This is a genomic window from Neorhizobium sp. 2083, assembly GCF_031455615.1.
In the GTDB taxonomy this organism is placed as follows: domain Bacteria; phylum Pseudomonadota; class Alphaproteobacteria; order Rhizobiales; family Rhizobiaceae; genus Neorhizobium.
The window spans coordinates 135,998-160,978 of record NZ_JAVDTC010000003.1; the positions used below are offsets into that span (position 1 = coordinate 135,998).

General features: G+C 60.3%; 20 protein-coding genes and 2 pseudogenes. 12 read left to right on the plus strand and 10 right to left on the minus strand.

The features are described from left to right. A complete protein-coding gene (locus tag J2X76_RS13415; protein WP_310216849.1) occupies positions 1-1,248 on the minus strand; it encodes an extracellular solute-binding protein in 1,248 nt (415 codons plus the stop codon). A 224-nt stretch (positions 1,249-1,472) separates the two neighbouring features. Between J2X76_RS13415 and phnF the strand changes: the two genes are divergently transcribed. Next, positions 1,473-2,231 (plus strand): phosphonate metabolism transcriptional regulator PhnF, encoded by a 759-nt coding sequence (gene phnF, locus J2X76_RS13420; RefSeq protein ID WP_310216851.1) that lies wholly within the window; start codon positions 1,473-1,475, stop codon positions 2,229-2,231. 158 nt (positions 2,232-2,389) lie between these two features. On the opposite strand, the gene J2X76_RS13425 is transcribed toward phnF, so the two are convergent. The 4 genes and pseudogenes from J2X76_RS13425 to J2X76_RS13440 all read right to left on the minus strand — a co-directional run bounded on the left by J2X76_RS13425 (position 2,390) and on the right by J2X76_RS13440 (position 7,552). Then, entirely contained in the window at positions 2,390-3,673 is a 1,284-nt protein-coding gene (locus J2X76_RS13425; protein ID WP_310216853.1) for a hypothetical protein, read from the minus strand. Positions 3,674-3,997: 324 nt separating this feature from the next. After that, positions 3,998-5,125 (minus strand): annotated as a pseudogene (hutH, locus tag J2X76_RS13430) (histidine ammonia-lyase); the annotation flags it as partial. Between the two features lie 325 nt (positions 5,126-5,450). Beyond that, a complete protein-coding gene (locus J2X76_RS13435) occupies positions 5,451-6,758 on the minus strand; it encodes an ATP-binding protein (RefSeq protein WP_310216855.1) in 1,308 nt (435 codons plus the stop codon). A 56-nt stretch (positions 6,759-6,814) separates the two neighbouring features. Beyond that, positions 6,815-7,552: a response regulator transcription factor gene (locus J2X76_RS13440; RefSeq protein WP_310218020.1), complete on the minus strand. Its 738-nt coding sequence runs from the start codon at positions 7,550-7,552 to the stop codon at positions 6,815-6,817. Between the two features lie 345 nt (positions 7,553-7,897). Here J2X76_RS13440 and J2X76_RS13445 point away from each other — a divergent pair, with 345 nt between their 5' ends. From J2X76_RS13445 to J2X76_RS13455, 3 genes and pseudogenes are all read left to right on the plus strand, one after another. Next, on the plus strand, positions 7,898-9,145 hold the full coding sequence (locus J2X76_RS13445) for an efflux RND transporter periplasmic adaptor subunit (protein ID WP_310216857.1): 1,248 nt from the start codon (positions 7,898-7,900) through the stop codon (positions 9,143-9,145). After that, the gene (locus tag J2X76_RS13450) at positions 9,142-12,204 is read left to right on the plus strand and encodes an efflux RND transporter permease subunit (RefSeq protein WP_310216859.1); all 3,063 of its coding nucleotides are present in this window, start codon (positions 9,142-9,144) and stop codon (positions 12,202-12,204) included. The genes J2X76_RS13445 and J2X76_RS13450 overlap by 4 nt, the downstream gene beginning before the upstream one ends. 284 nt (positions 12,205-12,488) lie before the next feature. Further along, a pseudogene (locus J2X76_RS13455) lies at positions 12,489-12,647 on the plus strand (helix-turn-helix domain-containing protein); the annotation flags it as partial. Positions 12,648-12,734: 87 nt separating this feature from the next. Here the strand turns inward: J2X76_RS13455 and J2X76_RS13460 are convergent. Further along, entirely contained in the window at positions 12,735-13,583 is an 849-nt protein-coding gene (locus J2X76_RS13460; RefSeq protein ID WP_310216861.1) for a MipA/OmpV family protein, read from the minus strand. Positions 13,584-14,090: 507 nt separating this feature from the next. Continuing rightward, complete coding sequence (locus tag J2X76_RS13470) at positions 14,091-15,059, minus strand: aldolase/citrate lyase family protein (RefSeq protein WP_310216865.1); 969 nt, start codon at positions 15,057-15,059, stop codon at positions 14,091-14,093. Between J2X76_RS13470 and J2X76_RS13475 the strand changes: the two genes are divergently transcribed. From J2X76_RS13475 to J2X76_RS13510, 8 genes are all read left to right on the plus strand, one after another. Further along, positions 15,002-15,916 (plus strand): proline iminopeptidase-family hydrolase, encoded by a 915-nt coding sequence (locus J2X76_RS13475; RefSeq protein WP_310216867.1) that lies wholly within the window; start codon positions 15,002-15,004, stop codon positions 15,914-15,916. The two genes, J2X76_RS13470 and J2X76_RS13475, sit on opposite strands and share 58 nt — an antisense overlap. Next, positions 15,916-16,779, plus strand: coding sequence for a carbon-nitrogen hydrolase family protein (locus J2X76_RS13480; RefSeq protein WP_310216870.1), 864 nt, complete (start codon positions 15,916-15,918; stop codon positions 16,777-16,779). Before J2X76_RS13475 ends, J2X76_RS13480 begins: the two co-directional genes overlap by 1 nt. Before the next feature lie 66 nt (positions 16,780-16,845). Next, a complete protein-coding gene (locus J2X76_RS13485; RefSeq protein WP_310216872.1) occupies positions 16,846-17,454 on the plus strand; it encodes an RraA family protein in 609 nt (202 codons plus the stop codon). A gap of 254 nt (positions 17,455-17,708) precedes the next feature. Beyond that, entirely contained in the window at positions 17,709-18,374 is a 666-nt protein-coding gene (locus tag J2X76_RS13490) for an alpha/beta hydrolase (RefSeq protein ID WP_310216876.1), read from the plus strand. A 28-nt stretch (positions 18,375-18,402) separates the two neighbouring features. Beyond that, the gene (locus tag J2X76_RS13495; RefSeq protein ID WP_310216878.1) at positions 18,403-19,494 is read left to right on the plus strand and encodes an extracellular solute-binding protein; all 1,092 of its coding nucleotides are present in this window, start codon (positions 18,403-18,405) and stop codon (positions 19,492-19,494) included. 54 nt (positions 19,495-19,548) lie between these two features. Then, entirely contained in the window at positions 19,549-21,288 is a 1,740-nt protein-coding gene (locus J2X76_RS13500; protein WP_310216880.1) for an iron ABC transporter permease, read from the plus strand. Next, complete coding sequence (locus tag J2X76_RS13505) at positions 21,281-22,372, plus strand: ABC transporter ATP-binding protein (protein ID WP_310216881.1); 1,092 nt, start codon at positions 21,281-21,283, stop codon at positions 22,370-22,372. The genes J2X76_RS13500 and J2X76_RS13505 overlap by 8 nt, the downstream gene beginning before the upstream one ends. 23 nt (positions 22,373-22,395) lie before the next feature. Next, positions 22,396-23,061 carry a GntR family transcriptional regulator gene (locus tag J2X76_RS13510; RefSeq protein WP_310216884.1) on the plus strand — a complete coding sequence of 222 codons (666 nt, stop codon included), beginning with the start codon at positions 22,396-22,398 and terminating at the stop codon, positions 23,059-23,061. A gap of 10 nt (positions 23,062-23,071) precedes the next feature. Here J2X76_RS13510 and J2X76_RS13515 read toward each other — a convergent pair whose 3' ends face one another. From J2X76_RS13515 to J2X76_RS13525, 3 genes are read right to left on the minus strand one after another with little or no spacing between them, the layout of a single operon-like run. Next, positions 23,072-23,824, minus strand: coding sequence for an autoinducer binding domain-containing protein (locus tag J2X76_RS13515; protein WP_310216886.1), 753 nt, complete (start codon positions 23,822-23,824; stop codon positions 23,072-23,074). Positions 23,825-23,867: 43 nt separating this feature from the next. Continuing rightward, the gene (locus J2X76_RS13520; RefSeq protein ID WP_310218022.1) at positions 23,868-24,131 is read right to left on the minus strand and encodes an FGGY family carbohydrate kinase; all 264 of its coding nucleotides are present in this window, start codon (positions 24,129-24,131) and stop codon (positions 23,868-23,870) included. A 16-nt stretch (positions 24,132-24,147) separates the two neighbouring features. Continuing rightward, positions 24,148-24,981 carry a phosphoenolpyruvate hydrolase family protein gene (locus J2X76_RS13525; RefSeq protein ID WP_310216888.1) on the minus strand — a complete coding sequence of 278 codons (834 nt, stop codon included), beginning with the start codon at positions 24,979-24,981 and terminating at the stop codon, positions 24,148-24,150.

Sequence of the window (24,981 nt, forward strand, 5' to 3'; positions counted from 1 at the left end):
TTAGGCCGCGATCAAGCCTGCGAGTTCCTGATGGGCGCCCTTGACGCCATCAGCCGGGGTGACGTCCTTGAGCAGCATGCGCGAAACCCACTTGCGCCAGACATCCTGGCCTTCCAGGCCGCGCTTGCCGGGCCAGATGGTTTCGGCTGTCAGGCCGTCAGTCAGCTGGGCAGCGGCCGGCTTCATGAAGTCGTTGATCAAAGGCACGTCGTGAACCGAGGTGTTGAGGTAGCCGACTTGCGACCAAATCGTCTGGCCTTCCTTGGAGGCGCAGAATTCCAGGAAAGCAAGTGAGGCTTCGGCCTGTTCCTTGTTCTTGGTGTAGACCGCGAGGAAATTGCCGCCGCTGTTCATCTTGCGGGCATGGCCCGGCATGCCCGGGAACTTGGTGGTGATCGCCTTGGCGGCACCGAGCGGGAAGGTCGCGGCGCGGGTCGAACTCGTGGTGCAGATGGCGAGCGCACCGGATTCGAAGGCGGCGTCCTGATCCTTGGCGGAGACGGGGAGCCACAGGCCTTCACCGGCCGGGGCGCAGAATTCCGTCATGCCGGCAACGGCTTCGAGGCTGTTCAGCGCCAGATTGCCCTGCGGATCGATGATATAGCCGCCGGCGTTCTGGATGAAGGACTGGCTGGTCCATTCGTTGTTGGACAGCGCCAGAGCCGAACGATAGGTCGGGTGCTTGCCCTTCAGCGCTGCGTCAAGCTTGCGGGCGTTTTCGTAAAGCCACTTGGTGTCGATGGTTTCCGGTAGGTTCGGATCGAGGCCGGCGGACTTCCACAGCTCACTGTTGATGAAGGTGATCGGCGTGGACATGGCCCAGGGAAGACCGATCAGCGAACCGTCGATGGTGACGAGCGGGTGAACGGACGGGCGGAAGCTGTTGATGATCGCATCGGCCTTCGCGGGATTGATCTCGCGCAGGTCGCGGGCGCCGAGCGTGCGCTTGGCGAAATAACCGAACTTCCAGCCGGTGATCATCATCGCCGGCGGGCGGCCTGCGGCGACGCTGGCGACGGCCTTGGCGGTTGCCGATTCATAGTCGCCGTCGAAACGGCTAACGACGGTGACGCCGAGCTTCCTGGCGTTGAAGGCATCGACGACCTTCTGGAACGGCTTGTCCGAACCCCAGATGCTCGACACTTCGACGGTCGCATCGGCGGAAAACGCTGGACGCGCCATGATCGCGCTTGCGCCAATTGCTGCCGTTGCTCCAGCCACGAATTGCCGACGATTGATTTCCGCCATATTCCGCTCCAAACATTCGGATGAAAAGGGATTAATTCGGATATTTCCCTTAGGGGGCGTCAATGACAGCTGTGTGAAGGCAGGCGGTGATTCCTCTTGCCCAGTACTAATCCAGTGGCTTTACGAAGGCATGACAGATCGGGGCGAATATCGCGATTGCAAGAGGTTAGGGCGAAAGGTATGGGACATTCGAATGATTTAGGAAATGTCGGGTCTTAGCGGTCATGGATAAAAAATCGTCCCATGGGCAGTGGCAGCAGGTGGAGGAGGATATTGCCGATGATATACTGAATGGCCGGTTGTCTCCCAAGGCCCAGCTTCCCAAGGAAGCGGACCTGATGGAGCGCTTTGGCGTCGGCCGCCATACGATTCGCCGGGCTATCTCCAGTCTTGAGGGTCGGGGCCTGGTGCAGGTGGAGCAGGGTCGCGGAACCTTCGTGCGCGACGGCAGGCTCGATTATCGCCTTTCCGAAAGGACCCGCTTTTCTCAGAACCTGCTCGAACAGGGCAGGGAGCCGCTTGGACAGGCCGTGCGTGAGGAAGAGATGCGGGCCTCGGCGACGGTGGCGGACGCATTGCGACTGCCAAGAGGCGAGCCGGTTTATCATATCGTAAGGCGCGGCTTCGCAGACGAGGAGCCGATCAACCTTTCAAATGCTTATTATCCCGTCAGACGTTTTCCGGGCATGGACAAGGCGCGGGCAAGTGGCCGCAGCGTAACGCTGATCCTCGCCGAATACGGCGTGCCCGACTACATCCGGCTCAGGACGGATATCATTGTCCGGATGCCGACTGCAGACGAGGCGCGGTTGCTCGAGCAGAGTAATTCCCAGCCAGTCATTATGCTCAAGAAAATAGATGTCGATATGAAGGGAACGCCAATCTCCTATTCTGAAACCGTTTGGCCGGGCGAGCGTGTGCAATTCTCGATCGACAACACAAGCCAGTTGCTTGATGCTTTAGCCCGCTACAGCAGTTCCTAGCGCCTTCAGCTTCTTATGCCTGTCACCGTCGGCGAGCTTTTCCATGCGGTGACGCGCGACAGAACCTCATCACGGGTGGGGACGATGCCGCAGCCCCATCTCCGCGACCCCGCATCGCACAGGGTCGAGATCAACAAAGCAGCGTAAGCAAACGAACTTTAGCGATCCAGAACCTCGAAATATCCGGCACCCGCATCGGTGAGAAGCGGACGCGAATCCTTGAGTGGTACTTTCAGGAGATCGTCAGTACAGGCGAATATGACGTGCGGAAGACCCTGCAGAGTGAAAATCAGCTCCTCCTGGGTGAAATATACGGCGAGATTGCTGCGGATGAGGTCGTTGTAATTACAATCCTTCTCAGTCTCATCATCGGATTGGTCGCGGTTTTCGATGACGAACTGGATGAGGTCTTCGTTTGGGCCGAAGCTGAGCAATGACGGATCCGCGACCGTCGATGGATCGACTACTGTACCGTTCGCGTTGGTTGCAGCCCAGCCGCGTAACATCGTTTCGGGCACAAGCGCTTTGCCTGTGCGCGCATCGGCAAGGCGATGCTCTCCGAAATTACTCGGATGCGCGCCCCCGCACCAATAGCTGCCGCCCTCCGCAATGCCCATAAGGCGCGACGTCAGATGTTCGACCGTGACAGATCCACCGCCGTCATATCCGCTGGTACCTTCCGCATCCTGTCCTGACCAACCGAAGCCGAGATAAGCTCTTGCCATGCAGGAAAAGGCAGGGAGGGCGAATTGCAGGCGCTGTTGCGCTAGATAGCGGTTGAGCGGTGCAGGGTCGACTTTTCCAATCGACAGAACGACCGGATAGGAGAGTCCGGTACGCCTGTCTTCGTCCATCCGATAACTCTTGCCTCCAAGATCTGTCGGGACGCCTTGCTTGAGTGGCCGATCCATCTTCAGGAAATCGTAGGGCAGGCTGTCCTCACTCAGTACCGTCGGCTGGTCGGTCCCGGTCTGCGCATAACTTGGATCGAGCGCATCGAGCAGATTTGGCTCAGTGTCGGAAATCGTCCGTTTGCCCTTCCTGACGAGGTTGACCGGCAGCGTCTTACCGCTCTCCTCGTCCCGCCATGTCCCGGACAGCCGCGCGCCGGCGCCCTCGGCAATCAAATTCCATTCGGCGGCCATAGGCGCGACATCAATGACATCGCCATGGGCGGTTTTGCAAAGCTTTTCGGTACAAGGTTTCTCCTCGGAAAGCCGCAGGGCGCTGCGACCCGTGACCTTCATACCATGCAAAGGGATGTCGCCGCCTTTTGCGAGATAGGCGTAGCGTCCGGCCCGCAATCCATCGGCACCCGGCGACGTCAGTTCAAGAATGATTGGCAGAGAGCCGATGGCGCCGGCATAGGTAACCGCCTCAGCGGCATGCACGACGCCTATTCCAAAGAGGGAGACAAACAAAGCGGCAAGAGGGAGGCGCATGTCTAATCCACAGCCGTTAGTGATCGTTAGTCTTTACCGCTCACCGCCGCAGTCCGCTAGGGATGTGATCGCCATCCTTCCCGCCAGCGATTTCGAGACGAAGAATAAACCACAGTTATGCAGGGTCCGGCCTATCGCTGGAGGATGGCCAGCGTTTCCCGGCATGACGGCGATCATCTCACTTAACGAATCCGAGAGAGGAAATTCCGATCACGGCACCCTTGGTTCTGATCCCTCAGGGCGTGCGACTTGATTGCGATACTATACTGGATCCGTGAAAACGTTGCGGCATTCACTGCGACACCCGAGGCGTCCTTCGTCAGATTATCGCGGCGGCGGCCGGTCGCGCAACAGCACGCGCAATGCTTCCATATCGCCGGAAAGCGGACGGTCATCGGCATAGTGCGGCACGGATGCGCGGACAATTTTCTGGAGTTCCTCGGTTCCTCCGGCGCGTGGAGCGACCGTCTCCAAAAAATCATGGGCTTGCGCTGCGGCCATCAATTCAATCGCCAGAATATATTCGACGTTGTCTATGACGGCGAGGAGCTTGTTTGCGGCTGCAGTCGGATGGGCAAGGAAATCCTCTTGCAGAGCAGATGTCAGCCCGCCGTCCGTGGAGGCAGGAGCAGCAAGGCGACGGTTCTCGTTGCTCAGCGCCGCAGCCGTATATTGGGCAATCATGAACCCGGAATTGCTGCCGGCATCATTCGCAAGAAAGGGCGGCAGACCACTGACGAGCGGATTGACAAGGCGATCCGTCCGCCGCTCGCTCATTGCGCCGATCTGGGCAATTGCAATCGCAAGGCTATCGGCCGCCTGTGCAACTGCATGCGCCTGCGAAGAGACAATCGGATTTTCCGGCGTGCCCAGGATCGCGGGATTGTCGGTCACGGAGGCAAGTTCTTGATCGACGATCTCGGTTGACCGTTCAAAAATATCGCGCGCAGCAACATGTGCATGGGGAATGGCGCGCATGCTGAGGGCATCCTGCGTACGCTTCCCAAGCGCGGCTGCCACAAGTCCGCTGCCTGAAAGCCGGTTGCGCAGCGATGCTCCGACAGTCGCGATACCCTTTGAAGGGCGCAGCGCAAGCACCGCTTCGTCGAACGCTGCGATCTGACAGCCGGCAGCTTCCAGGGTGAGGGCGGCGATTGCGTCAGCCCAGTCGAGCAGCCGGGCTGCACGGGAAAGGGCGATGCTTGCAAGCCCGGTTGCGCAGGCAGTGCCATTGACGAGGCTCAGCCCCTCCTTTGCCCCCAGGGCAAGCGGCGCTAGACCGATCGCCTTCAACGCGTCGCGCCCTTGCATCGGCTGGCCAGCGACGCAGGCCGCTCCCTCCCCGATCAAGATGAGAGCGCAATGGGCGCTATGGGTGAGATAGCCGGCAGAACCTTTCGACGGGACATCGGGAATGCAGTCGCTTTCGAGAAAAGCGATCAGATGGCGAAGGCAACCCCATCACCCCCACGACCATCACCAAGGCTTCGCTCGTCGTGCGCGGTTCGACTGGGCAAGTTCGGGTGAATCGTCGGGCGTGACGCGCGCTCGACATATTGGCGAACTGGCTGCGAATTGTGCCGAGGGCTTGGCCCCGGCATCATAGCGGCAGCATCGCCCGAGCGTACACCCAGATCGCCTCCGGCCACCGGCGGCCCGGATACATGTTCTGACGGATCCTCCGCAACGATCGGGCGGCGACACCGATGCCAAACCTCCGGGATGAGCAATGGCAGCGTTGTTACAGGCCACCCATCCAGCCAAGGTGGCTGTATTTCTATTTCACCTCCAGCGAGGGCCTCTTTGCATCAATCGTTGTCCTGGTATCGACGTAGCTCGGGATAAGAATCTGAAAAATCAGGCCGCTTGGCGCGTTGCCCGCAAGAGAAACGGTGCCATGATGGGCATGCACGATGTCGGCGACAATGGAAAGTCCGAGGCCGAAGCCTTCCCGCCCTTGCGTGCGTGCATCATCTCCCTTGAAGAAGGGCTCGAAAACCCGCGTTCTCAGATGTTCTGGAATTCCGGGTCCGTTATCGGTCACAATGATCTCGCAGCCGGCTTTACCTTTTCGTAGGCCAACAATAACCTCAGTTGCGAACTTGACGCTATTGTCGCAAAGGTTGGTCACCGCGCGCATGATTGCCAGTGGTTTGCAATCGATGATCATCCGATTGGGCCCCTCGAACCGGACCGGGAAGCCAACATCGCTGAACTCCGCGCAGACGGTTTGCAGCAGGCTCGCCACATCGGTCCGCTGCATGGGTTCGGTCGCGTAGTCGTCCCTGAGATATTTCAAGACTTCGTTCAAGAGGCTGTCGATGCGCATGACGTCAGACAAGAGCCCCTCGCGCATCGGTCCGTCCTCCATGCGCTCGGCCCGAAGCCGTAACCGGGTCAATGGGGTTCGAAGATCATGGCCAATGCCCCGCAACATTCGTGTCCTTGATTCGACCATCACCCGTATCCGGCTTCGCATTGCGTTGAGAGCATGGGCGAGGGCAACGATCTCGACAGGTCCGCGTTCTTCGAAAATTTCCGCGCTGTTTGCGATGTCCGAATGGGTGGCGGCTTCGGAAATGCGTTTGATCGGCTCCGTTATGACGCGAATGGCGAATATAAAAAAGAACGCGATCAGGACGAAGATGGCGACAGAATAATAGGGGCCTTCGTTCAGTATCGTACTGTTCAAGATCGTATCCGGAAAACCGGAGAGGATGAGAAGCGTGTCGTCGTCAACCTTCGATGCAATCACTCTCTCCCCGTTCCAGAAGGTCCGCCAACCTCCCACGGGTGGCGGGGGGGTGTTATCGGTTGGAAAGAGCAGGTCGATGACCAAGCCCAGCGCGCCCTCAAGTTCCGACGGTCCGGTGAAGGTCTCGCTGACCGAAAAGGGTTCCAGCGAGAGATGCCAGCCGGCCGCACGCGATGACGAAAGGATTGCTTCGCGTGTACTGGGCGGAGCCATTTTCAAGAGTTCCGCCACCATCTCAACGCGCGTGGCGATGTCTTCTATGTCCGGGGCGGTATTTTCCACCCACTGCTCCAATGATCTGCCGACGACGCTGACAACGATCAGTGCCATAACAATGATCAGCGTGATCTGACCTCTTATCGTGATGGGAAGAAAACGCCTCAGCCTCATAGTTCCTCGACATTCGCGGTAAACATGTAGCCGCCGAGACGCACGGTCTTGATAACGACTGGGTCGCGGACGTCATGCTCGATCTTCTGCCTCAATCGACTGATGTGAACGTCAATGCTGCGCTCGATTGGACCGGCCAAACCAGCATGGGTTACCCCCAAGAGTTCTTCTCGCGTCAGAACGCGGCCCGGGTTTCGGCAAAAGGCAAGCAGGATATCAAACTCATGCGTTGTCAATCCGACGCGTGCGTTGGTTGGATCGTAGAGCTGTCGTCTAATGGGATCCAAGGACCATCCGTCAAACCGCAGTTGCCTTTGTCTTGTATCCTTTCGCGAAGGCAAGGCCGCGCGCCGCAGCAGGCCGCGGATCCGCGCGATGAGCTCCCGCAAGCTGAATGGTTTCGTGACATAGTCGTCAGCGCCAATCTCGAGACCGACGATCCGGTCGATTTCCGCGTCGGCCGCCGTCAGCATGAGGATGGGAACGTTGGTCGTAACCCGCAGCCGCCGGCACAGACTAAGGCCGCTTTCGCCAGGCAGCATGACATCAAGGATCACCAAGTCGTAATTGGATGTGCGCATGCGCATATCCATTGCAACGCCGTCTTGGGCGATCTCCGCGATCATTCCATTTTCGTTAAGACTATCGCGCAGCATGGCGGCGATTAGTGTGTCATCCTCGACAATCAGAATCCGAGAGGCGTCCGACAAGCTCTGGCTCCCTTCACCATCCATATGCACTTTGCTCATTTTTTTGATTAGCACGGCGGCGCCTGTTTATGGTTTGCCGCCATATTAAGATTTGTTTCAGGTCCCGCCTATTTCCGGCTGGCCTGAAACAAAAGTTCACGCGATCAACGATTTTGGCTATCCGCGCGCCTCGGCAGGGGGAGGCGTGATGTGCCAGCGAAAAGATGAGTGGAGCGATGAAACGGAAATTTCGCCGCTTCCGTTCGTCTCGGCGACCTTCTTCGATCGAAACATTTCTTAAGAATACAAAACAGTGTGGCCAACTCGCCTCGCTACAGTGCCATCCGAAACAAGGGCGCTGCGGCGCTCCGATATAAATAGGGTTGCCACATGACTGCACCGTCAAAGATCTTGTCTGCGTTAAGATACAGCGCCAATCGTGCCGCAAGAGCCGCCTTCGTCGCTTTCTGCCTGCCCACGGGTTCCCTTGCCGAGGAGCGTCAGATGCCGGTTACGGCAGTGGTCGCACGGCAGGATGCGGTTATCGAGCGGATCGAGGTTGTTGGAACGCTCGCCGCGCGGGAGGAGATCCAGGTTCATCCATCGGTTCTCGGTAAGGAGATCAGGCAGATCCTCGTCGAGGCGGGGCAGCATGTCGATCGGGGCGAAGCGCTTGCGCTCCTGGACACCGTGGAGGCCCAGATGCTGCTCGGGAAGAACGCGGTCAGCCTGCTGCGCGCCAGGGCTGCCGTTGCCGTCGAGAGCAGCCGCGTAGATATGGCGCTGATTACGGAGGATGAAGCCCGCAGGAAGCTTGAACGCAGCCGCGCGCTTCAGCCGAAAGGCGCTATCGCCGACACCGTCCTCGAGGAGCATCAGAATGCCTATGCGCGCGCCCGTGCTGAGCTGCGGCTTGCACGTCAATCGCTGGAACTTGCCGAAGCTGAAGAACAGATGATCGCTCGCGAGCGGCAGGAGATCGAACTGACGGTCGAGCGAAGCACAGTGCGGGCTCCGAGCGCCGGCAAGATACTGAGCCGAAACGCGCGCATAGGCGCGATGACTTCCGGGTCGGCCGAGCCGCTTTTCGTCATCGCCGAAGACGACGACATGGAATTCGTGGCGCAGGTGACCGAAACAAGCTTCGTGCGACTGCGTGAGGGCATGCGCGCCGAGGTTACTCTACCTGGCCGAAATGGCGCCATAGAAGGCAGGATTCGTCTGAACGCTGCCCAACTGGACCCCAAGACAAGAAGCGGAACTGTTCGGGTCGAGCTTGCCGATGATGAAAGGCTCGTCCCCGGCGTGTTCGCCCGCGGTGCCATCGACGTCTCCGAACGCAGAAACATCCTCGTACCCAGCTCTGCCGTCCGAAGCGCCGGGGGCACGCACAATGTCTACGTAATCTCCGATGGCGTGGTGAATGTGCGCCGCGTGAGCGTCGGGTCTTCGCAGGGAGGGTTGGTCGAGATCGTCGACGGCATAAAGGCCGGGGAGGCGATTGCGCTGAAGGCCGGGGCCTTCCTGAAGGCGGAGGAACGGGTCAAGGCCGTCCTGGTATCGCCGCCTGAGCCTCAAGCCCGAGTGCCTGCCGCCGCCGCATCGCTGGAAAATCGGACGGGAGCTCTGACGCGATGAGCATGAACATTTCCGCCTGGGCAATCCGCAAGCCACTTCCGTCGCTTCTTCTTTTCGTCGTGCTGACCGTCGTCGGCCTCTACAGTTTCACCCAACTCCCGATCACCTATTTCCCGACGATCATCGAACCTGTTGTCAAGATCACTGTCGAACAGTCGGGAGCGACGCCCAGCGAACTCGAAACCGAAGTGACGCGCCCGGTCGAGAATGCGGTGGCGACGTTGCCGAACATCAAGGAAATGAAATCGACCGTCACGCAAGGACGCTCCGTCACGGAAGTCGAGTTCGAGCTGGGCCTGGTATCGCCGGACCGCGCCGTCGCGGACGTGCGTGATGCGGTCGTCAAGGTGCGCTCCGATTTGCCGGAGACTATCGATGAACCCGTGATCGAGCGGGTGGAGGAAGAGGCACAGTCCATCGTGACATATGCCGTGACCAACAAGGACATGACGCTTTCGGAACTGTCCTGGTTCGTGGACGACGTTGTCTCGCGAAGACTTCAGGGGCTCAAAGGCGTGGGGCGGGTCGAGCGGATCGGAGGTGTTGAGCGGGAAATCCATGTCGAACTGGACCCGACCCGGCTGCAGGCACTGTCGCTGACCGCAAATGCAGTGAACCAGAACCTGATCGACAACCAGATAGACGGATCCGGCGGGAGGAGCAGCCTCAGCGGGCGGGAACGAACAATAACGTCCGCCGCCGTGGCCCAAAGCGTGCAGGAACTCGCGGCTCTTCGAATCTCCCTCTCGGACACGACCAGTATCCGGTTGAGCGATATCGGCCAGGTCCGGGATACCGTCGCGGAGGCCCGGTCCTTCGCCACTCTCGACAAGTTCGATGTCATCGGCTTTTCCGTCTATCGATCGCAAGGTGCCAGCGACGTCGCCGTGGCGGAGGAAGTAGCGGCGGCGCTTGCCACCCTCAGTTCAGACAACGCGAACACTCAGTTCGAGCTGGTGGATGACAACGTGTCCTACACGGCGGGCAACTATCATTCGGCCATGAAGACCTTGTTCGAAGGAGCGTCACTTTCCATCGTGATCGTGTTTGTGTTCCTGCGTGACTGGCGAGCGACGGCCGTTGCCGCTGTCGCCTTGCCACTCTCGATCATCCCGACCTTTTTCGCGATTGATCTCCTTGGTTTCTCGCTCAACATCCTGAGCCTGCTGGCGATCACCCTCGTCACCGGCATCCTGGTCGACGATGCGATCGTCGAGATCGAAAACGTTGTCCGCCATCGCAACATGGGCAAATCTGCCTATCGGGCGGCGCTGGATGCGTCTGATGAGATCGGACTTGCCGTCATGGCGATTTCCGCGACGATCATCGCGGTGTTTACCCCGGTTGGTTTTATGAGCGGCGTGGTCGGTCTTTATTTCCGCGAGTTCGGCCTGACGGTCGCCATAGCGGTTTTCTTCTCTCTTCTCGTCGCGCGGCTCATTACGCCTATTTTGGCTGCCTACATCATGACGAGTCATGCAGCTTCGCCGGAACAAAAAGGACTTCTCGCACTCGGTTATGAAGGGTTGCTGCGGGTCACGCTCCGTTGGCGGTGGTTGACAGTCGGCTGCGCCCTTGGCGTGTTCGCTCTCGCGCTTGTCGTCATAGGATCGCTGCCGACCGCATTTCTGCCGGAGGAGGATACGGGTCGTTTGACACTCACCGTGGAACTGCCGCCTGGTGCAGGCCTCGACGAAACCCGCAAGGCGACGGACGAGATCGTCGACCTGGTCCGCCTGGAGGACGGGGTAGAGCATGTGTTCGTGCGAGCCGGCGCCAATACGACAGGACAGGAAGATGTGCGCTACGCCGTGGTTCTGGTCGACCTCCTCCACAAGTCGCAAAGAGCCCGCTCATCCTTTGCAATAGAGGAGAGCCTCGAGAGAACACTTTCGGCCGTTGCCGACGTGCGGCTGCGTTTTCTCAATACGCGAGGAGGAAGGGACCTGTCGTTCGCGGTTCTTTCCGCCGATGGTGATCTCGCCCAGCGGGCTGCGGAGGCAATCCTCGCAGCACTTGCGGCGGACAAGAGTTTCGTCAATCCAACGGCTGACAGCGCGGCGACGCGGCCGGAACTGCGGATGACGGTGCAGATGGACAAGGCTTCGACCATCGGTGTGTCGTCGGCCGCGATCGCTCGAACGATCCGGGTTTCGACCGTTGGCGACGTGGACACCCGTCTGCCGAAATTCACCGACGGTTCGCGGCAGATCCCGATCCGCGTCCTCTTGGACAGCAGGGCTCGCAATGACCTGCCGACGCTCGAAATGCTGACAGTGCCCGCTGCCGACGGGACCGCCGTCCCGTTGTCCGCCGTGGTCGACATGAGTCTCGATGAATCGATATCCACCATCGAACGTTTTGATCGCGAACGCCGCATCGAGATCGGCGCGGATATGGCCTCCGGCCTGACGTCGGGCCAGGGGCTCGACAGGCTCATGCAACTGGACGGCGTCAAGAACCTGCCGCAAGGCGTTCGGATTCAGGCGACGGGAGACTCGGATACCGAGGGTGAGGTGTTTTCCAGTTTCGGCGTGGCGATGGGAGCCGGTCTCCTGCTGGTTCTCGTTGTCCTCATCCTCCTATTCGGAAGCATCCTGGCGCCATGGACGATCCTGGCCTCCCTGCCACTCTCGATCGGCGGCGTTGCGGCGGGTCTGCTTTTGAGCGGCAGTGCCCTGTCGCTTCCGGTCGTCATCGGCATCTTGATGCTGATGGGCATCGTGACCAAGAACGCCATCATGCTGCTGGACTTCGCAATCCACCGCGAAGCCCATGGCCTGTCCCGCGTCGACGCCATCGTCGAGGCGTGTTCGCAGCGGGCTCGTCCGATCATCATGACGACGCTCGCGATGATCGGCGGCATGCTGCCATCTGCGATCGGGATCGGCGACGGCGGCGAATTCCGCGCTCCCATGGCGATTGCGGTTATCGGCGGGCTGCTGGTTTCCACCCTCCTGTCGCTGATCGTTATTCCCTCGCTTCACTTGATCGTTTCGAGTGTCGGCGATCGGGCCGTCCGCATCTTCAGGCCTTTCCTCCAGTCGGCTGAGATCTGACGGCCCAGCGCCGCCGGCAGCGGCGCTGGACGTCTGGGCCGGCCGGCAGGCCGGCCCAGCGAACGAAATATCTGGAGAGGATCCTGCAGGCATTGATACCCACCACCCAGACAGGAACAGTTCGATGCAGCCGAATTCCGCCAACGCCCGGATACTGATCGGGGCGAGGGCGAGGATGGCCTCAGCATCTGCAAACGCATTCGTTCCCAAGGACCGTCCCGATTATCCTTCTGACCGCCCCTGGGGAGGTCGTCGCTCGTGTCCGCAGCCTTCTTCGGCGGCCGTCGTACCATGCCGGGCTGGCCGGTCCCATCGAGCGCAGCATAGATGTGCATGTCAGCCGTCTGCGCCAGAAAATCGAAGCAGATCCGAGGGACCCGACCATGCTGCAGACCGTCAGGCTCTGGGGATACACGTTCACCGCTGCGGTAGAGGAATTCTGAGATGGAGGTCAACGTGCTTGCAAAAAAACAGCCGGGCTTGCCCGGCTGTTTTATAGATATTACCCGCGTTCCAGGCTTAAATCCCGGTCAGAATTTATAGCCCACAAACGCCGATATCGAGGGCTGCACCTTCTTTTCGACGATCGGACTATTGGCAGCGTCTCCAGTCAAGACGCCAACGCCAGCCTCGCCACGAACCAGCCAATGTTCGCTCAAGGCATAGGTGGCGGATGCCGAGACATCGACGCGCTTCAGGCCTGCGTCCGCTTTGTATTCGGTCAGGCCCGAGCGGGCTGCCTGGGCGGCATTTATCCCGAAATAGGCCTGCATATGCTTGTCATTCGCGATAGTTGCTTCTGCCTTGGCGCCAATCATCAGCCGTTCAGTCACTGGTGCCGAATATTCCACGCCGACTTTTCCGATCAGGCTTTCGCTACCGTTTATCGTCTGGTCGACGCTCGCATAGAGCTCGACCGGACCCCATTCATAGGCAACCTTGGCTCCGACAGTCGCCGCAAAATCGATGTCCCCGAGCTCCTTGAGGCGGTCTCCGTCATCGTGCTTACGGCCGGTTTCGTAACCGACATTTCCGGAGACTGAAAATCCATTGGCCTTGTAAGCCGTCACACTGACGCCGCGAGGGTCGATCTCCAGCCATTCTCCATACGTGAAAACGACGAAGGGAATGGGGCTCACCTCGAACTCGTCGCTTCCTTCATATTTGGGTTCGTAGAGGGCACCGGCGCCGACGATCAGGCTCCAGTCATGCTTGGGCTTGGTATTGTCGAACCGCCTGCCATCGAACGGCGGTTCAGGCGTGTCATTCGACCCAATCTGATCGGCGGCAGAGGCTTTCGAGACCAGTCCCGCAAGACCGAGGAGAGCGCATAGCGCGACCGATGAAAGACGCCGCTTGTTTCGTTTATGGTATGACATGAGGGCTCCAGATGCGTAATCAGCCCGCCGTTCCAGATCGCAAGCGGGTCCTGCGGGGCGTTTGTCGCATAGGGAAACCATTCCGAGCGTGTATTTGTGTTAAGCTTTGTTGCGGCTCCCGGTTGTCCGGAAAGAGAGAGCGGCGCCATTCACGATCGCTGAATGGCATGAGCGATCGCGTCACGGCGATGATCGAGGGCCGGGCGCGGAGGCTGCGTGGGTGAGCCATGATCTGCGAACCCCGTTGACGCGGTTGAGGCTCTGTGCGGAGCGTTCCTACTGAAGAAGGTTTCAGTCACAGCATGGTCATGAAAGTTGCCTCTTGGTCTATCGAATGAGCCAGATTTTAATGCTTGAGGAACGACGCCCAGTCCATTTTGATGAACCGTGAGCCTTGGTCCGAATGGATCGCCACTATCGACGACTGCACGGTTGATGCATCTGATTGTAGGATTCACCTCCCATCGAGGCGCGCCAGCGAACATCTCTATTTGCTGACCGATATGATCAGTGCGGGGCGTGATAGACGGCTGCTTTCGATCCCTGAACCAGCAGGCCGGTGTCGCTGGCGGAGGTGATGAGGGAGTAACCGCGGTCGAACATCTGCGGCAAATTGGCGGGATCGATAGCGGCGCCTCCGAGGAGCCGACCAGAGGCAAGGATTCGCTGCTCGGCAAATGCGATCGCTTCTTTCAATTCGGCAGATCCCAGATCGCCGTAGCGGCCATAACCCGATGAAAGATCGAGGGGACCGATGAACAACATGTCAATGCCGTCGACGGCGGCGATTTCGGCGATCGCCTCGACGCCCTCCCTCGATTCGATCATCGCCACGACGAGGATCTCGCGCCCAGCACGGTCCACGTAGCTTGCCCGGTCGTAGCCGTAACGCGCCGCGCGGGATACCGTGAATTGTGCGCCGCGGCGGCCGAGTGGCGGGTAATGTGTTGCCTCCACAAGCGCGCGCGCCTCCGCAGCCGAGCGCAGATCCGCCGCGACGATACCGTCGAATCCCGCATCCAGCAGCGGTTTGACGCTGCTGGATGCGGCGCCATGCACGCGCGCCAGTACCGGGGCCGCGCTGACGGACCGGATGGCACGTAGTTCATGCAACGCACCCGACAGATCGGCCGCCGCATGCTCCCGATCGACGATAAGCACGCCATAACCGGCCAGTGCCATGATTTCCGCTACATCGGGACAGGCCAGGAAAAGGAAGGCTCCCTGTACCTTCTGGCCGGAAAGCAGTCTTTCACGCAAGTTCGGCACGTCCGTTTCCCTCCGCGGTCTGTGTGAACGGCATCTTGAGAAATCCCCCGTGGGCTCGGAGCGCAATCCTGTAATTTTTTGCAGGTAGGCGAGAGGTCTGCCGCTCGGCATTTTGCGGGAGAAATCGCATTCATTTGGATCGGGTATCAATGCCGCAACAGACCACCGCGCGAGAAGGATATGCTCCATTCGGAGAGTACAGGACATGGTTCCGTGCGACCGGCGACCTGAACTCCGGCAAGGTGCCTCTCGTGGTGGCGCATGGCGGCCCCGGTTGCACGCACGATTATGTGGATTCGTTCAAGGACCTTGCAGACGATGGGCGCTGCGTGATCCATTACGACCAGATCGGCAACGGACGCTCGACGCATCTGCGTGACGCGCCGAAGGATTTCTGGACCGTCGATCTGTTTCTCGAAGAGTTGGATAATCTCACGCATCATCTGGGCATCGCGCAGCATTACAATCTGCTCGGCCAGTCCTGGGGCGGCATGCTGGCTTCCGAACATGCGGCGCGGCGCCCGGACGGCTTGAACGCGCTTATTCTTGCGTCTTCACCGTCCTCGATGCCGGTCTGGGTCGCAGAAGCGTTGCGGCTGCGCAAGCAACTTCCCCAGGATGTGCAGGATGCGCTGGCTCGGCATGAGGCCGCCGGAAGCTACGATCATGCCGACTACAAGGCGGCAAGCGAGGTGTTCTACAATCGTCACGTCTGCCGTCTGGATGTGTGGCCAGAAGAGGTCAAGCGAACCTTTGCGGCACTGGCGGAAGACCCGACAGTTTATCATGCGATGAACGGCCCGACGGAATTCCATGTCATAGGCACATTAAGGAACTGGAGCATTGATGACCGCCTGCATCTCGTGACGGTGCCGACGCTGGTGATCTCCGGTTTCCACGACGAGGCGACGCAGGCCTGCGTCGAACCCTATGTGCGCCTTATTCCCGATGCCCGGCAGATCGTGATGCAGAACTCCGCGCATATGTGTCATGTGGAGGAGCGAGCCGAGACCATGGCCGCCATCGACGCCTTTCTTTGCCAATACGATCTGGAACCTCGCTGATGAGCACCATCACCCGTTTCGCCGCCGTTCAGATGTGCAGCACAGCCGACGTCGCTGCCAACAACCGTTCCATCGAAGCCGCAGTCCGGGAGGCGGTAGGCCTTGGCGCAAGGGTCGTCAGTCTGCCCGAAGCGGCGAACATCCTGCTGAAGGACAATATGCAGTATGCAGGCACCTGCGTCAGCGAGGCCGACGACACGACGCTGATGTTATGTCGCCGGCTGGCCGCCGAACTCGGCATCTGGCTGCATGACGGCTCGCTGCTCGTGCGCACAGAGGACGGTACCCGGATCTGGAACCGCACGCACCTGATCTCGCCCGCAGGCAAGGTCGTCGCCCGTTATGACAAGCTGCATACATTCGACGTAAAGCTCGGCGGAGGGCCTGACATCCAGGAATCGCGTGCCGTGCGCCCCGGCGAAGGTCCTCCGGTCGTCGCCGATCTGGGCGAGAGCGGTATCAATCTCGGGTTTTCGATCTGCTACGATCTGCGGTTTGCCTATCTCTTCCGGGCGCTGGCCATGGCGGGTGCGAATGTCCTGATGATACCCGCCTCGTTCTCGTCTGTGACCGGGCCTGCACATTGGGAGGTCCTGCTTCGCGCACGGGCCATCGAAACCGGCAGCTACGTGGTCGCAGCCGCGCAATGCGGCACGCGTGACGGCGTGCGCACCCATGGCCATGCGATGATCGTCTCCCCTTTCGGTGACGTCATCGGTGCACTTGGTGACGAGCCTGGGATTGTCATCGCCGACATAGATCCGGCGGAGGCCGAGGCGACACGTCGGCGTCTGCCCTGCCTGACCCAGGACCGTCAACTGAAGCCGGCCGAGAGGATTTCTGCCGGAAGGGGAGCGGAGTGAATGCGGGCGCCCGTCTATCAGATTGATCCCCCCGCGCCGCCGCTCGCATCGGAACTCATAGAACTGATGGTACGAACAGAAACCGCAACACTCGGCCATATCCTGCATGACGGCTTTTGCGATCCGGCCGTTGCCGCTGTCGTATCGGGCAAGCGCATTGCGGGCACCGCCTTTACCGTGCGCATTCCCGGCGCGGATTCGGCGACGCTGCACTACGCACTCTCAATGGTTCGCCCCGGCGACATTCTCGTCATCGACCGCGCCGGTGACGACAGCCATGCCTGCTGGGGTGGGGTGGTGACGCTTGCGGCCCGGCTTGCCGGGATCGCTGGCGCCGTCATCGATGGCCGGGCCACCGATTTCGCGGAAATACGCGGGCATGACATGCCTGTCTGGTGCCGCGGCACCTCTTCGAAGACGACGAAATTTGTCGGCCTCGGCGGCGCGATCAACGTGCCCGTCAGCGTCGGCGGCGTTGCCGTGATGCCGGGCGACGGTGTGATCGCCGACGAGAATGGTGTCGTCATCCTGAAGCGGGAGCAGATCGGGCCGATCTGCTCCCGGGCCATCGCCATGCAGGAGAACGAGGCATCTGTGCTCGATCGGCTCAGAAATGGCGAGCGTCTCTGCGATATTTCCGGCGCCACCGCCATGGTCGAAGGTATTGGATCGTAACCAGAGCCCGTGAAACTGAAAATCCAGCTCAGTTCAGCGTGCGCAAAATTGGCGCCAATTTTGTTTGCAATAATTCGGACTGTCTTTCATAAAGAAAAGCCCACAGGAGCATGCAGGCTGTGTCTTTACACCTCAGTATTCCAACCTATGCGCCGCTCGTCGAGGATCCGCGTTTCGGCTTCGTATTTTCGCGCGCATCGGCAGACAAGGCGGGACTTCCCTTGGTGATTGTCGCCCACGGTTCCGACCGCGACGTGACCGGCATGGTGGCGGCGATGCGTGAAGGACTGGGCGACAGGGAGGTTTCGATCCTGGCGCCGCTGTTTCCGGCAACGCTCGGTGGGGAGGATCATTCCGACGGCTATAAGTTCCTGATCTCGGGCGGAATCGACTACATCGCCCTGACAAAGGCGATGATCAACAACGCCGCCGCACCGGGCGGGCGCTTCGGACCGATCTATCTCTACGGTTTTTCAGGTGGCGCGCAATTTGCCGAACGTTATGCGCTTTTCCACTCCGCAACGCTTTCCGGCCTTGTGCTTGCCTCTCCCGGCAGTGTGACATTGCTCGACGATACGGTCGAATGGTGGCCGGGTCTGGCCGGCGCCTGCGCGGCTATCGGGCTCAGCCCGGATCTGGCTTCACTTTGCGGAATTCCGGTAGCCATCGTTATCGGATCGGAAGACAGGGTGGCAGGTCTGGTGGCGCGGCCTCCCGGTTCACCACACGGCTCGATCCACGAGGGATTGGCCGGAAACAGCCGCCTGGAGAGAGCCCGCAGCCTGTACGCGAGCTTCCGAAATTCCGGCATCGAAGCATCTTTTCACGAAGTCGAAGGCGTGGCGCACAACCTCCAGCCCGTCACGTTGAAGGCGGCGGAAATGATCGCGCAATGGATCGATGCTGCCGAAGAGCCATAACATCACTCATAAAAAGGGGAATGAAATCATGAAACATGCACTTCTCTTGACGGCGGGCCTGCTGTTCATTGCCTCTGCCGCTCAGGCGCAGGACGTCCCTGCGGGCTATCCGGGCACTTACTCCAAGCTGGTTGCCGATGCCAAGGCCGAAGGCAGCCTGCGCATCTACACCAATCTCAGCGAGGATAATATCGCACCGGTCATCAAGGCCTTCAACGCGGTCTATCCGAACATCAAGGTCGGAAGCCTGGAAATGGGGCCATCGGAAGCGTTTTCCCGCTATCGCGCCGAGCTCGGCACGGGCATCGCCTCTGCCGACCTGCTCATCTCCAACACGATCGTCGACTGGATGAGCGCCGTGAAAGACGGCCTCCTCGCCGACTACACATCGCCGGAACGTGAAAAATTGCCGAAATGGAGTTATCCCGAACCCGGCCTTTATACGTTTTCGACGGATCCGATGGTGACCATCTACAACAAGATCACGGTGCCCGCCGAACTTCAGGTGGATACAATGGCGGCCTACTTCGCCAATATTTCCAGCCGCCCCGACGTATTCGCCGGCAAGGTCGGGACATATGACGGCCGATACGCTTTCGGAGGAGCCCTCAACTACGCGCTCGTGCAAAAACATGGCGAGAAGGCGTGGCAATGGCTCGAAAAGGCAGGTCCGTCGATCAAGCCAGGTGGCGGTGCCGGCGGCATGATCGAGCGCACGCTGAGTGGCGAATTCTCCAGCGCCTATTTTGTTTCCGCGCCCGTCGTTTTCAGCAAGGTCGCCGACGGCCTCGGGGATATCATCGGCTGGAACTTCCCGAAGGACGGAACCGTGGTCTTCCCGCGCGGCATGGGCATCACGGCCAAGGCGACCCATCCTGCCGCCGCGAAGGTCTTTCTCGATTTCCTTCTGTCGGAGCGTGGCCAAGCCGCCATCGCTGCGGGCAAGCTTACGCCCTATCGCCCCGGTTTCGTGGCGCAGGGGGACCTTGCCTACTCCCTCGACGAAGTGGCCAAGGCCGTCGGCGGCAAGGAGAACCTGATCATCATCGATTACGACCGGAAGATGATCGACGGCAACGCCGCCTTCTCAGCCCGCTGGGCCGCCGCATTCAAGATGTGATCCGATTTGCCGGCGCGGGACGCGCGCCGACCCAACCAGATAAGGTGAACAGCCATGAGCACCACCCCCCCGATCTCTGCGGCAATGCCACTGCATGCGGCACCGGCCATGCCGCGGGACTATTCGCGTCTCATCCAGTTGCTGATCTTCGTGGTGACGGCGGTCCTGATGCTGGCACCGGCAATTCCGATTGCGGTGCAGGTCTTTATCGATCGACCGCTTTATTCCGATGACTGGGTGCTGACGCTCGACAATTTCAGCACGCTTTTCGGTTCAGCCCAGCTTCCGTCGATTCTTGCGACCACGGCGATCTTCGCGCTGGTCACCGTCGTCATCGCGCAGGTCGGCGGCATAGCCGCAGCGCTGGTGCTCGGGCGGACCGATCTTCCAGGCCGCCGGCTCCTGGGGGGCATTTTGATGTGGCCGCTCTACCTGTCCCACCTCATTTTCGCGATCGGATGGGCGATCATATACGGGCCATCGGGGTTCCTGACCCAGTGGCTTGCCCGCCTTCTGGGCGGATCGCCCTGGAACCTCTATTCGCTCGCCGGGATGAGCATCGTCGCAGGCGTCTCCCAGATCCCGCTTGCCTATCTTTACTGTCTCTATGGTGCGGTTCGTTCGGTCGATCCGACCCTGGAAAGCGCAGCCTGCACTGTGGGTGCCGGCCCGCTCGGTGTACTGGCGCGGGTGACGCTGCCGCTGATGGTCCCGTCGATCATCACCTCGGCGGCTCTCAACCTGATCATTGCGGTCGAAACCCTGTCGATACCGCTCTTTCTCGGTGGCCCGGCCCGTATCGAAACCTTGTCCACCTTCCTCTACCATCAGGGCGTCGCCGCCAGCAATCCGGACCACGGGCTGATCGCGGCATCCTCGGTGCTACTGGTGCTGCTGGTCGGATCGGCCCTGATGGTGCAGCGCCTCCTGCTGCGGCAGGGGCACCGCTACGAGACGGTGAAGGGCAAGGGCAGCCGGCCGGCGCCGCTGAGGCTCGGAGCGCTGCGCTGGCCGCTTGCCATCCTCATGGCGATCTTCGTGACCCTGTTCATCGTCGTGCCGGTCTTCGGCGTCGTCCTGCGCGCCTTCACCACCTTTCTCTCGCCGCTCGTGGCGCCCTGGACGACGCTGACGATGAGGAACTTCAACGCGCTTTTTGCATCTGAGACCTTCGTACGGGCGATCCGCAATACCTTCTTCGTCTCGTTCTTTTCGGCGGCGGCGGGAACGGTGCTGGCAGCATTCGTCGCGCTGCTGATCCAACGCTCCGATTTCCCCTTCAAGCGCACCCTGGAGGCACTTGCCTATTCGCCGCGCATGGTGCCGGGGCTGATCACCGGTCTCGGGATCTTCTATGCCACGATCGTGTTTCCCCCGATGGGATGGCTGCGGGACAGCCTTTGGATCCTTGTAGTGGCCTATGTCATGGCAACACTGCCGCTCGCGCTCGGCGCCATCCAGCCGGCCGTGCTTCAGATCGGCGCCGATCTCGACAGGGCGGCGCGCACCGTCGGCGCAAGCTGGTTCGACTCGATGCGGATCGTCATGTTGCCGCTTCTCAAATCGTCGATGGTGGGCAGCTTCATGCTGTTGTTCATCTTCCATCTGAAATCCTACATCATCGCCATTTTCCTCATATCGCCGGGACTTGAAGTGATGGGCGTGACGATGCTCAGCCTCTGGACCAACGGGGATGTCGGTGTCACGGCGGCTTTCGCAACTCTCCAGATGGTGCTCATCGCGCTCTTCCTCCTCGCAACGCGGCTCCTGTTCCGGGTAAAACTCTATGACTGATCTCGTGCTTTCCGACGTGACGCGCCGTTACGGTTCCGTCAACGCCATAGACCACATCAACATCACCGTCGGCGCCGGCGAGTTTCTGACATTGCTTGGCCCTTCCGGTTGCGGAAAATCGACGACTCTTGCTGCGATCGCCGGCCTCGATCAGCCGACGGGCGGCCGTATCAGCTTTGGCGATCGCACGCTGTTTGATGGCGGATCCAGGGTCTCCCTGCCGCCTGAAGCCAGAGGCTTCGGTGTTGTTTTCCAGTCCTATGCGCTCTGGCCGCATATGACCGTCGAGAGAAATGTCGACCTGTCGCTGCGGCTGCGGAAGGTCGATGCCTCCGAACGGGATCGCCGCGTCGGCGAGGCGCTGGAACTTGTGGGACTGACCGCTTATGCAAAACGGTATCCTGGCGAGTTGTCGGGTGGTCAGCAGCAGCGGGTAGCGCTTGCCCGTGCAGTGGTGTTTCGTCCCGCGCTTCTGCTGCTCGACGAGCCGCTCTCCAATCTCGACGCACAGCTTCGAGGAGAGGCGCGTATCTGGCTTAAGAACATCCAGCGTGAGCTGGGGTTGACCGCGATTTACGTCACCCACGATCAGGAAGAAGCCCTCTCGATGAGCGACCGCATCGTGGTGATGCGTGGCGGCCACGTCATCCAGATGGGAACGCCCCAGGAAATCTACGAGCGCCCCATACATCCGTTCTCCGCGAGCTTCATCGGAAGTGCCAACCTGATTTCGGGCGGGCTCATTGCTGCGGTGTCGGCGGACGGCGCGACGGTGGGACTGCCGGGTGGGCAGACGCTGCAGGGACACGCGCCTTTGCCGGTCCGGCAAGGCGAGGCCGCTCTCGTTGCCGTGCGACCGCAAAATATCCGTCTGACGGAGGACGCTGATGCCAATCGTCTGCTGGTCCGGTTCGGACCTGCCAACTATCTCGGCGATCGCTTCGAGCAGGAGGCGTTTCTTGGCGAAAGCCCTCTTCGTCTCCAGGCTGCAAGGCCAGTGCCGGAAGGGGAGGGATCAATCTGGATTGCCAGGCAGGATGTGCTTATCTTCCCGCCGGACGAAGGGGCGAAAGACAAGACCTGATGAAAAATGCGCGAGAAACTGGCATGGACAGCCAAGAGCCGGCAAAGCCGGCCGACATGCTCCGTCCATTGACCGAGCGAATCCGCTCCGACGTGCTGATTGGCACCTTTCGTCCGGGCGAATGGCTGCGGCAGATCGATCTGCAGGAGACCTACGGCACGACACGGGCCCAGATCCGCCGCTCGCTGGACGATCTGGTGCTGATGGGCATGGCGGAACATGTGCCCAATCGCGGTATCCGGCTGGTGGCGCCGAGCACGGAGGCACGGTCGCAGATTTCCGAAATCCGCACCATCCTTGAGCGCGAGGCGGCGTTGATGATGGTGAAGGATGTGCGATCTGGCGACATGGGAAAGATCGCAGAGGCTGCCGCGGCCTTCGAAAAGGCGGTGGAAATCGGCTCCTACGCCGAACTCCGGCGCCTCAACCACGAATTCCACAGGGTGCTGAACGGTTGTCTCGTCAACACGATGATGGCGACACTGCTCAATGACCTGCGCGAACGCAATCTGCCTGGCTCCTGGTCCGGCTGGGTCAGCGCCACGACGCTGAAAGCATCTTCCGATGACCATGTCGAGATGGTGGAGGCGCTGCGCAAGCGCGATGGCCCCCGCCTTGCCGATATCTTCACCCGGCACATCAACCGGTGGCGCACTTCGCGGCATCTGCATCCTGATTATTCGGACTAACCGATGTGACTTATCGCAATATTCCGTAGTGCGCGGCGCGGGCAATCGCCTGCGCCCGGTTTCGCGCGCCAAGCTTGTGCATCGCAGATTGCAGATGCATGACGACCGTCGAGATCGACCGGCCGAGTTGAAAGGCAACCTGCTTGTCAGAAAGGCCTTCAGAGCATAGCCGAATGCACTCCCGCTCCCTGGGCGTCAGCCGCACTGCAATCGTTCCGATCTCGTCCTGCCCAGCCTGGTGTAAAAGCCTGTCATGCAGTTTGTGTGCGAACAGCATGAATTCGGCAACAAAGCTGGTTTCTAAAGCGCGGACATCGGGCCGCTGTCGCCAGAATCCGGTGATTGTCGCGCAGCCGTGTGTCGGGGTCTGAACCGGGACCGTCAGGCCCCTCGCCAGCTCATAAGCGCGCAGATAATTTGCGACCGGCCCCTGCGCCATGGAGTTCAGGACCGACGGTTCCTCGAAATGGTAAGACCAATAGAGAGGCTGGACAGATCGCAAAGCGAGCAACTGTACCGGGTCGGAGAGGTAAAGACCCTGGTCGAACCACATCGATTCCATATCGGCCGGTACATTCCGCATGCTGACGATCGTCGGTCGCACGACTTCGCCGTCGGGTGTGAACGGAACCGGAGTATAGTCGTAGATCAGCGCATCAAGCCCATATCCGGCTGCCTCCCGCATCGCGCTGTCCAATTCGCTATCCAGGTTCGCCGGCAAAGGGTATCTTGTTTTGCTTGCATCCAGGAGGCGATTTTTCATATGCCGACCTCGGTCCGTTGCCTAAATCTCAGCCTTCCTCAGGTTATGCAAATGTCGTGCGCGATCGCAATGTATCAAATGCGTAAATCCTTAGAAGGGTTCGTAAACGAAGGAACCCGTCCGCCGAAGTCGTTGATGGCTTGCGCGTCGCCGGTCGCCCGGTGGTCCATATGTCGCGCGACGACTGTTCGACGAAATCTTCCGCTGGCTTCAATGTCGCGATCGGCCGCGATGCCGATCCGAGCAGCCGGCCGGCCGCATCGAACACGCCCGCCCGCGCACTGCCCGTGCCGACATCGACGCCGATAAAATTGGGTCATGATTTAGCCGAGGGTAATGGCGCCGAAGCGTCTGATCTGGTCGACGATGGCGACTTCGGTTGGCAGACGCTCCATCGAGCTCGCGCCGTAGAAACCGTCACAACCCTTGGTGCGGCCGAGCACGTATCGGGCGTCCTCAGGCATGGCGATCGGGCCACCGTGGCAGAGCACGATGACATCCTCGCGCACGGAACGGGCGGCATCCGACCAGGCGTCGATCCGTTCGATGCACTGGTCGAGGGTAAGCGCTGTCTGCGCCCCAATCGCTCCGCCGGTGGTGAGCCCGAGATGGCAGACGATGATATCGGCGCCCGCCGTGGCCATCGCCGCCGCATCCTCGCTGCTGAACACGTAAGGCGTGGTCAGCATGTCCTTCCTGTGTGCCCGGGCAATGATGTCGATCTCGTGGGCGAAACCCATGCCGGTCTCTTCGAGATTGGCACGAAACACCCCATCGATCAGACCGACGGTCGGGAAGTTTTGTATGCCCGCGAAGCCGAGCGTCTTCAGTTCGTCCAGGAAATGATCGGCCAGCATGAAGGGATCGGTGCCGTTGACGCCGGCAAGCACCGGCGTATGCCGGACCATCGGCAGCACTTCGCGGGCCATGTCCTTGACGATGTCGTTGGCGTTGCCATAGGCGAGCAGGCCGGCAAGCGAGCCCCGGCCAGCCATGCGGTAACGACCGGAATTGTAGATGACGATCAGGTCGATGCCGCCTGCTTCCTCGCACTTGGCCGAAAGGCCGGTGCCGGCGCCGGCGCCGATGATCGGCCGCCCTTCGGCGATCTTCCTTCTCAGGCGGGACAGGATGTCCTGGCGTGTCGGTTTGTTCAT

What these genes read in the sequence shown, in the direction of transcription:
- J2X76_RS13415 (WP_310216849.1), bottom strand. Translation starts at nt 1,248, where the DNA reads ATGGCGGAAATCAATCGTCGGCAATTCGTGGCTGGAGCAACGGCAGCA.
- phnF (WP_310216851.1), top strand. Translation starts at nt 1,473, where the DNA reads ATGGATAAAAAATCGTCCCATGGGCAGTGGCAGCAGGTGGAGGAGGAT.
- J2X76_RS13425 (WP_310216853.1), bottom strand. Translation starts at nt 3,673, where the DNA reads ATGCGCCTCCCTCTTGCCGCTTTGTTTGTCTCCCTCTTTGGAATAGGC.
- J2X76_RS13435 (WP_310216855.1), bottom strand. Translation starts at nt 6,758, where the DNA reads ATGGCACTGATCGTTGTCAGCGTCGTCGGCAGATCATTGGAGCAGTGG.
- J2X76_RS13440 (WP_310218020.1), bottom strand. Translation starts at nt 7,552, where the DNA reads ATGGATGGTGAAGGGAGCCAGAGCTTGTCGGACGCCTCTCGGATTCTG.
- J2X76_RS13445 (WP_310216857.1), top strand. Translation starts at nt 7,898, where the DNA reads ATGACTGCACCGTCAAAGATCTTGTCTGCGTTAAGATACAGCGCCAAT.
- J2X76_RS13450 (WP_310216859.1), top strand. Translation starts at nt 9,142, where the DNA reads ATGAGCATGAACATTTCCGCCTGGGCAATCCGCAAGCCACTTCCGTCG.
- J2X76_RS13460 (WP_310216861.1), bottom strand. Translation starts at nt 13,583, where the DNA reads ATGTCATACCATAAACGAAACAAGCGGCGTCTTTCATCGGTCGCGCTA.
- J2X76_RS13475 (WP_310216867.1), top strand. Translation starts at nt 15,002, where the DNA reads ATGCCGCAACAGACCACCGCGCGAGAAGGATATGCTCCATTCGGAGAG.
- J2X76_RS13470 (WP_310216865.1), bottom strand. Translation starts at nt 15,059, where the DNA reads ATGTCCTGTACTCTCCGAATGGAGCATATCCTTCTCGCGCGGTGGTCT.
- J2X76_RS13480 (WP_310216870.1), top strand. Translation starts at nt 15,916, where the DNA reads ATGAGCACCATCACCCGTTTCGCCGCCGTTCAGATGTGCAGCACAGCC.
- J2X76_RS13485 (WP_310216872.1), top strand. Translation starts at nt 16,846, where the DNA reads ATGGTACGAACAGAAACCGCAACACTCGGCCATATCCTGCATGACGGC.
- J2X76_RS13495 (WP_310216878.1), top strand. Translation starts at nt 18,403, where the DNA reads ATGAAACATGCACTTCTCTTGACGGCGGGCCTGCTGTTCATTGCCTCT.
- J2X76_RS13500 (WP_310216880.1), top strand. Translation starts at nt 19,549, where the DNA reads ATGAGCACCACCCCCCCGATCTCTGCGGCAATGCCACTGCATGCGGCA.
- J2X76_RS13505 (WP_310216881.1), top strand. Translation starts at nt 21,281, where the DNA reads ATGACTGATCTCGTGCTTTCCGACGTGACGCGCCGTTACGGTTCCGTC.
- J2X76_RS13510 (WP_310216884.1), top strand. Translation starts at nt 22,396, where the DNA reads ATGGACAGCCAAGAGCCGGCAAAGCCGGCCGACATGCTCCGTCCATTG.
- J2X76_RS13515 (WP_310216886.1), bottom strand. Translation starts at nt 23,824, where the DNA reads ATGAAAAATCGCCTCCTGGATGCAAGCAAAACAAGATACCCTTTGCCG.
- J2X76_RS13525 (WP_310216888.1), bottom strand. Translation starts at nt 24,981, where the DNA reads ATGAACAAACCGACACGCCAGGACATCCTGTCCCGCCTGAGAAGGAAG.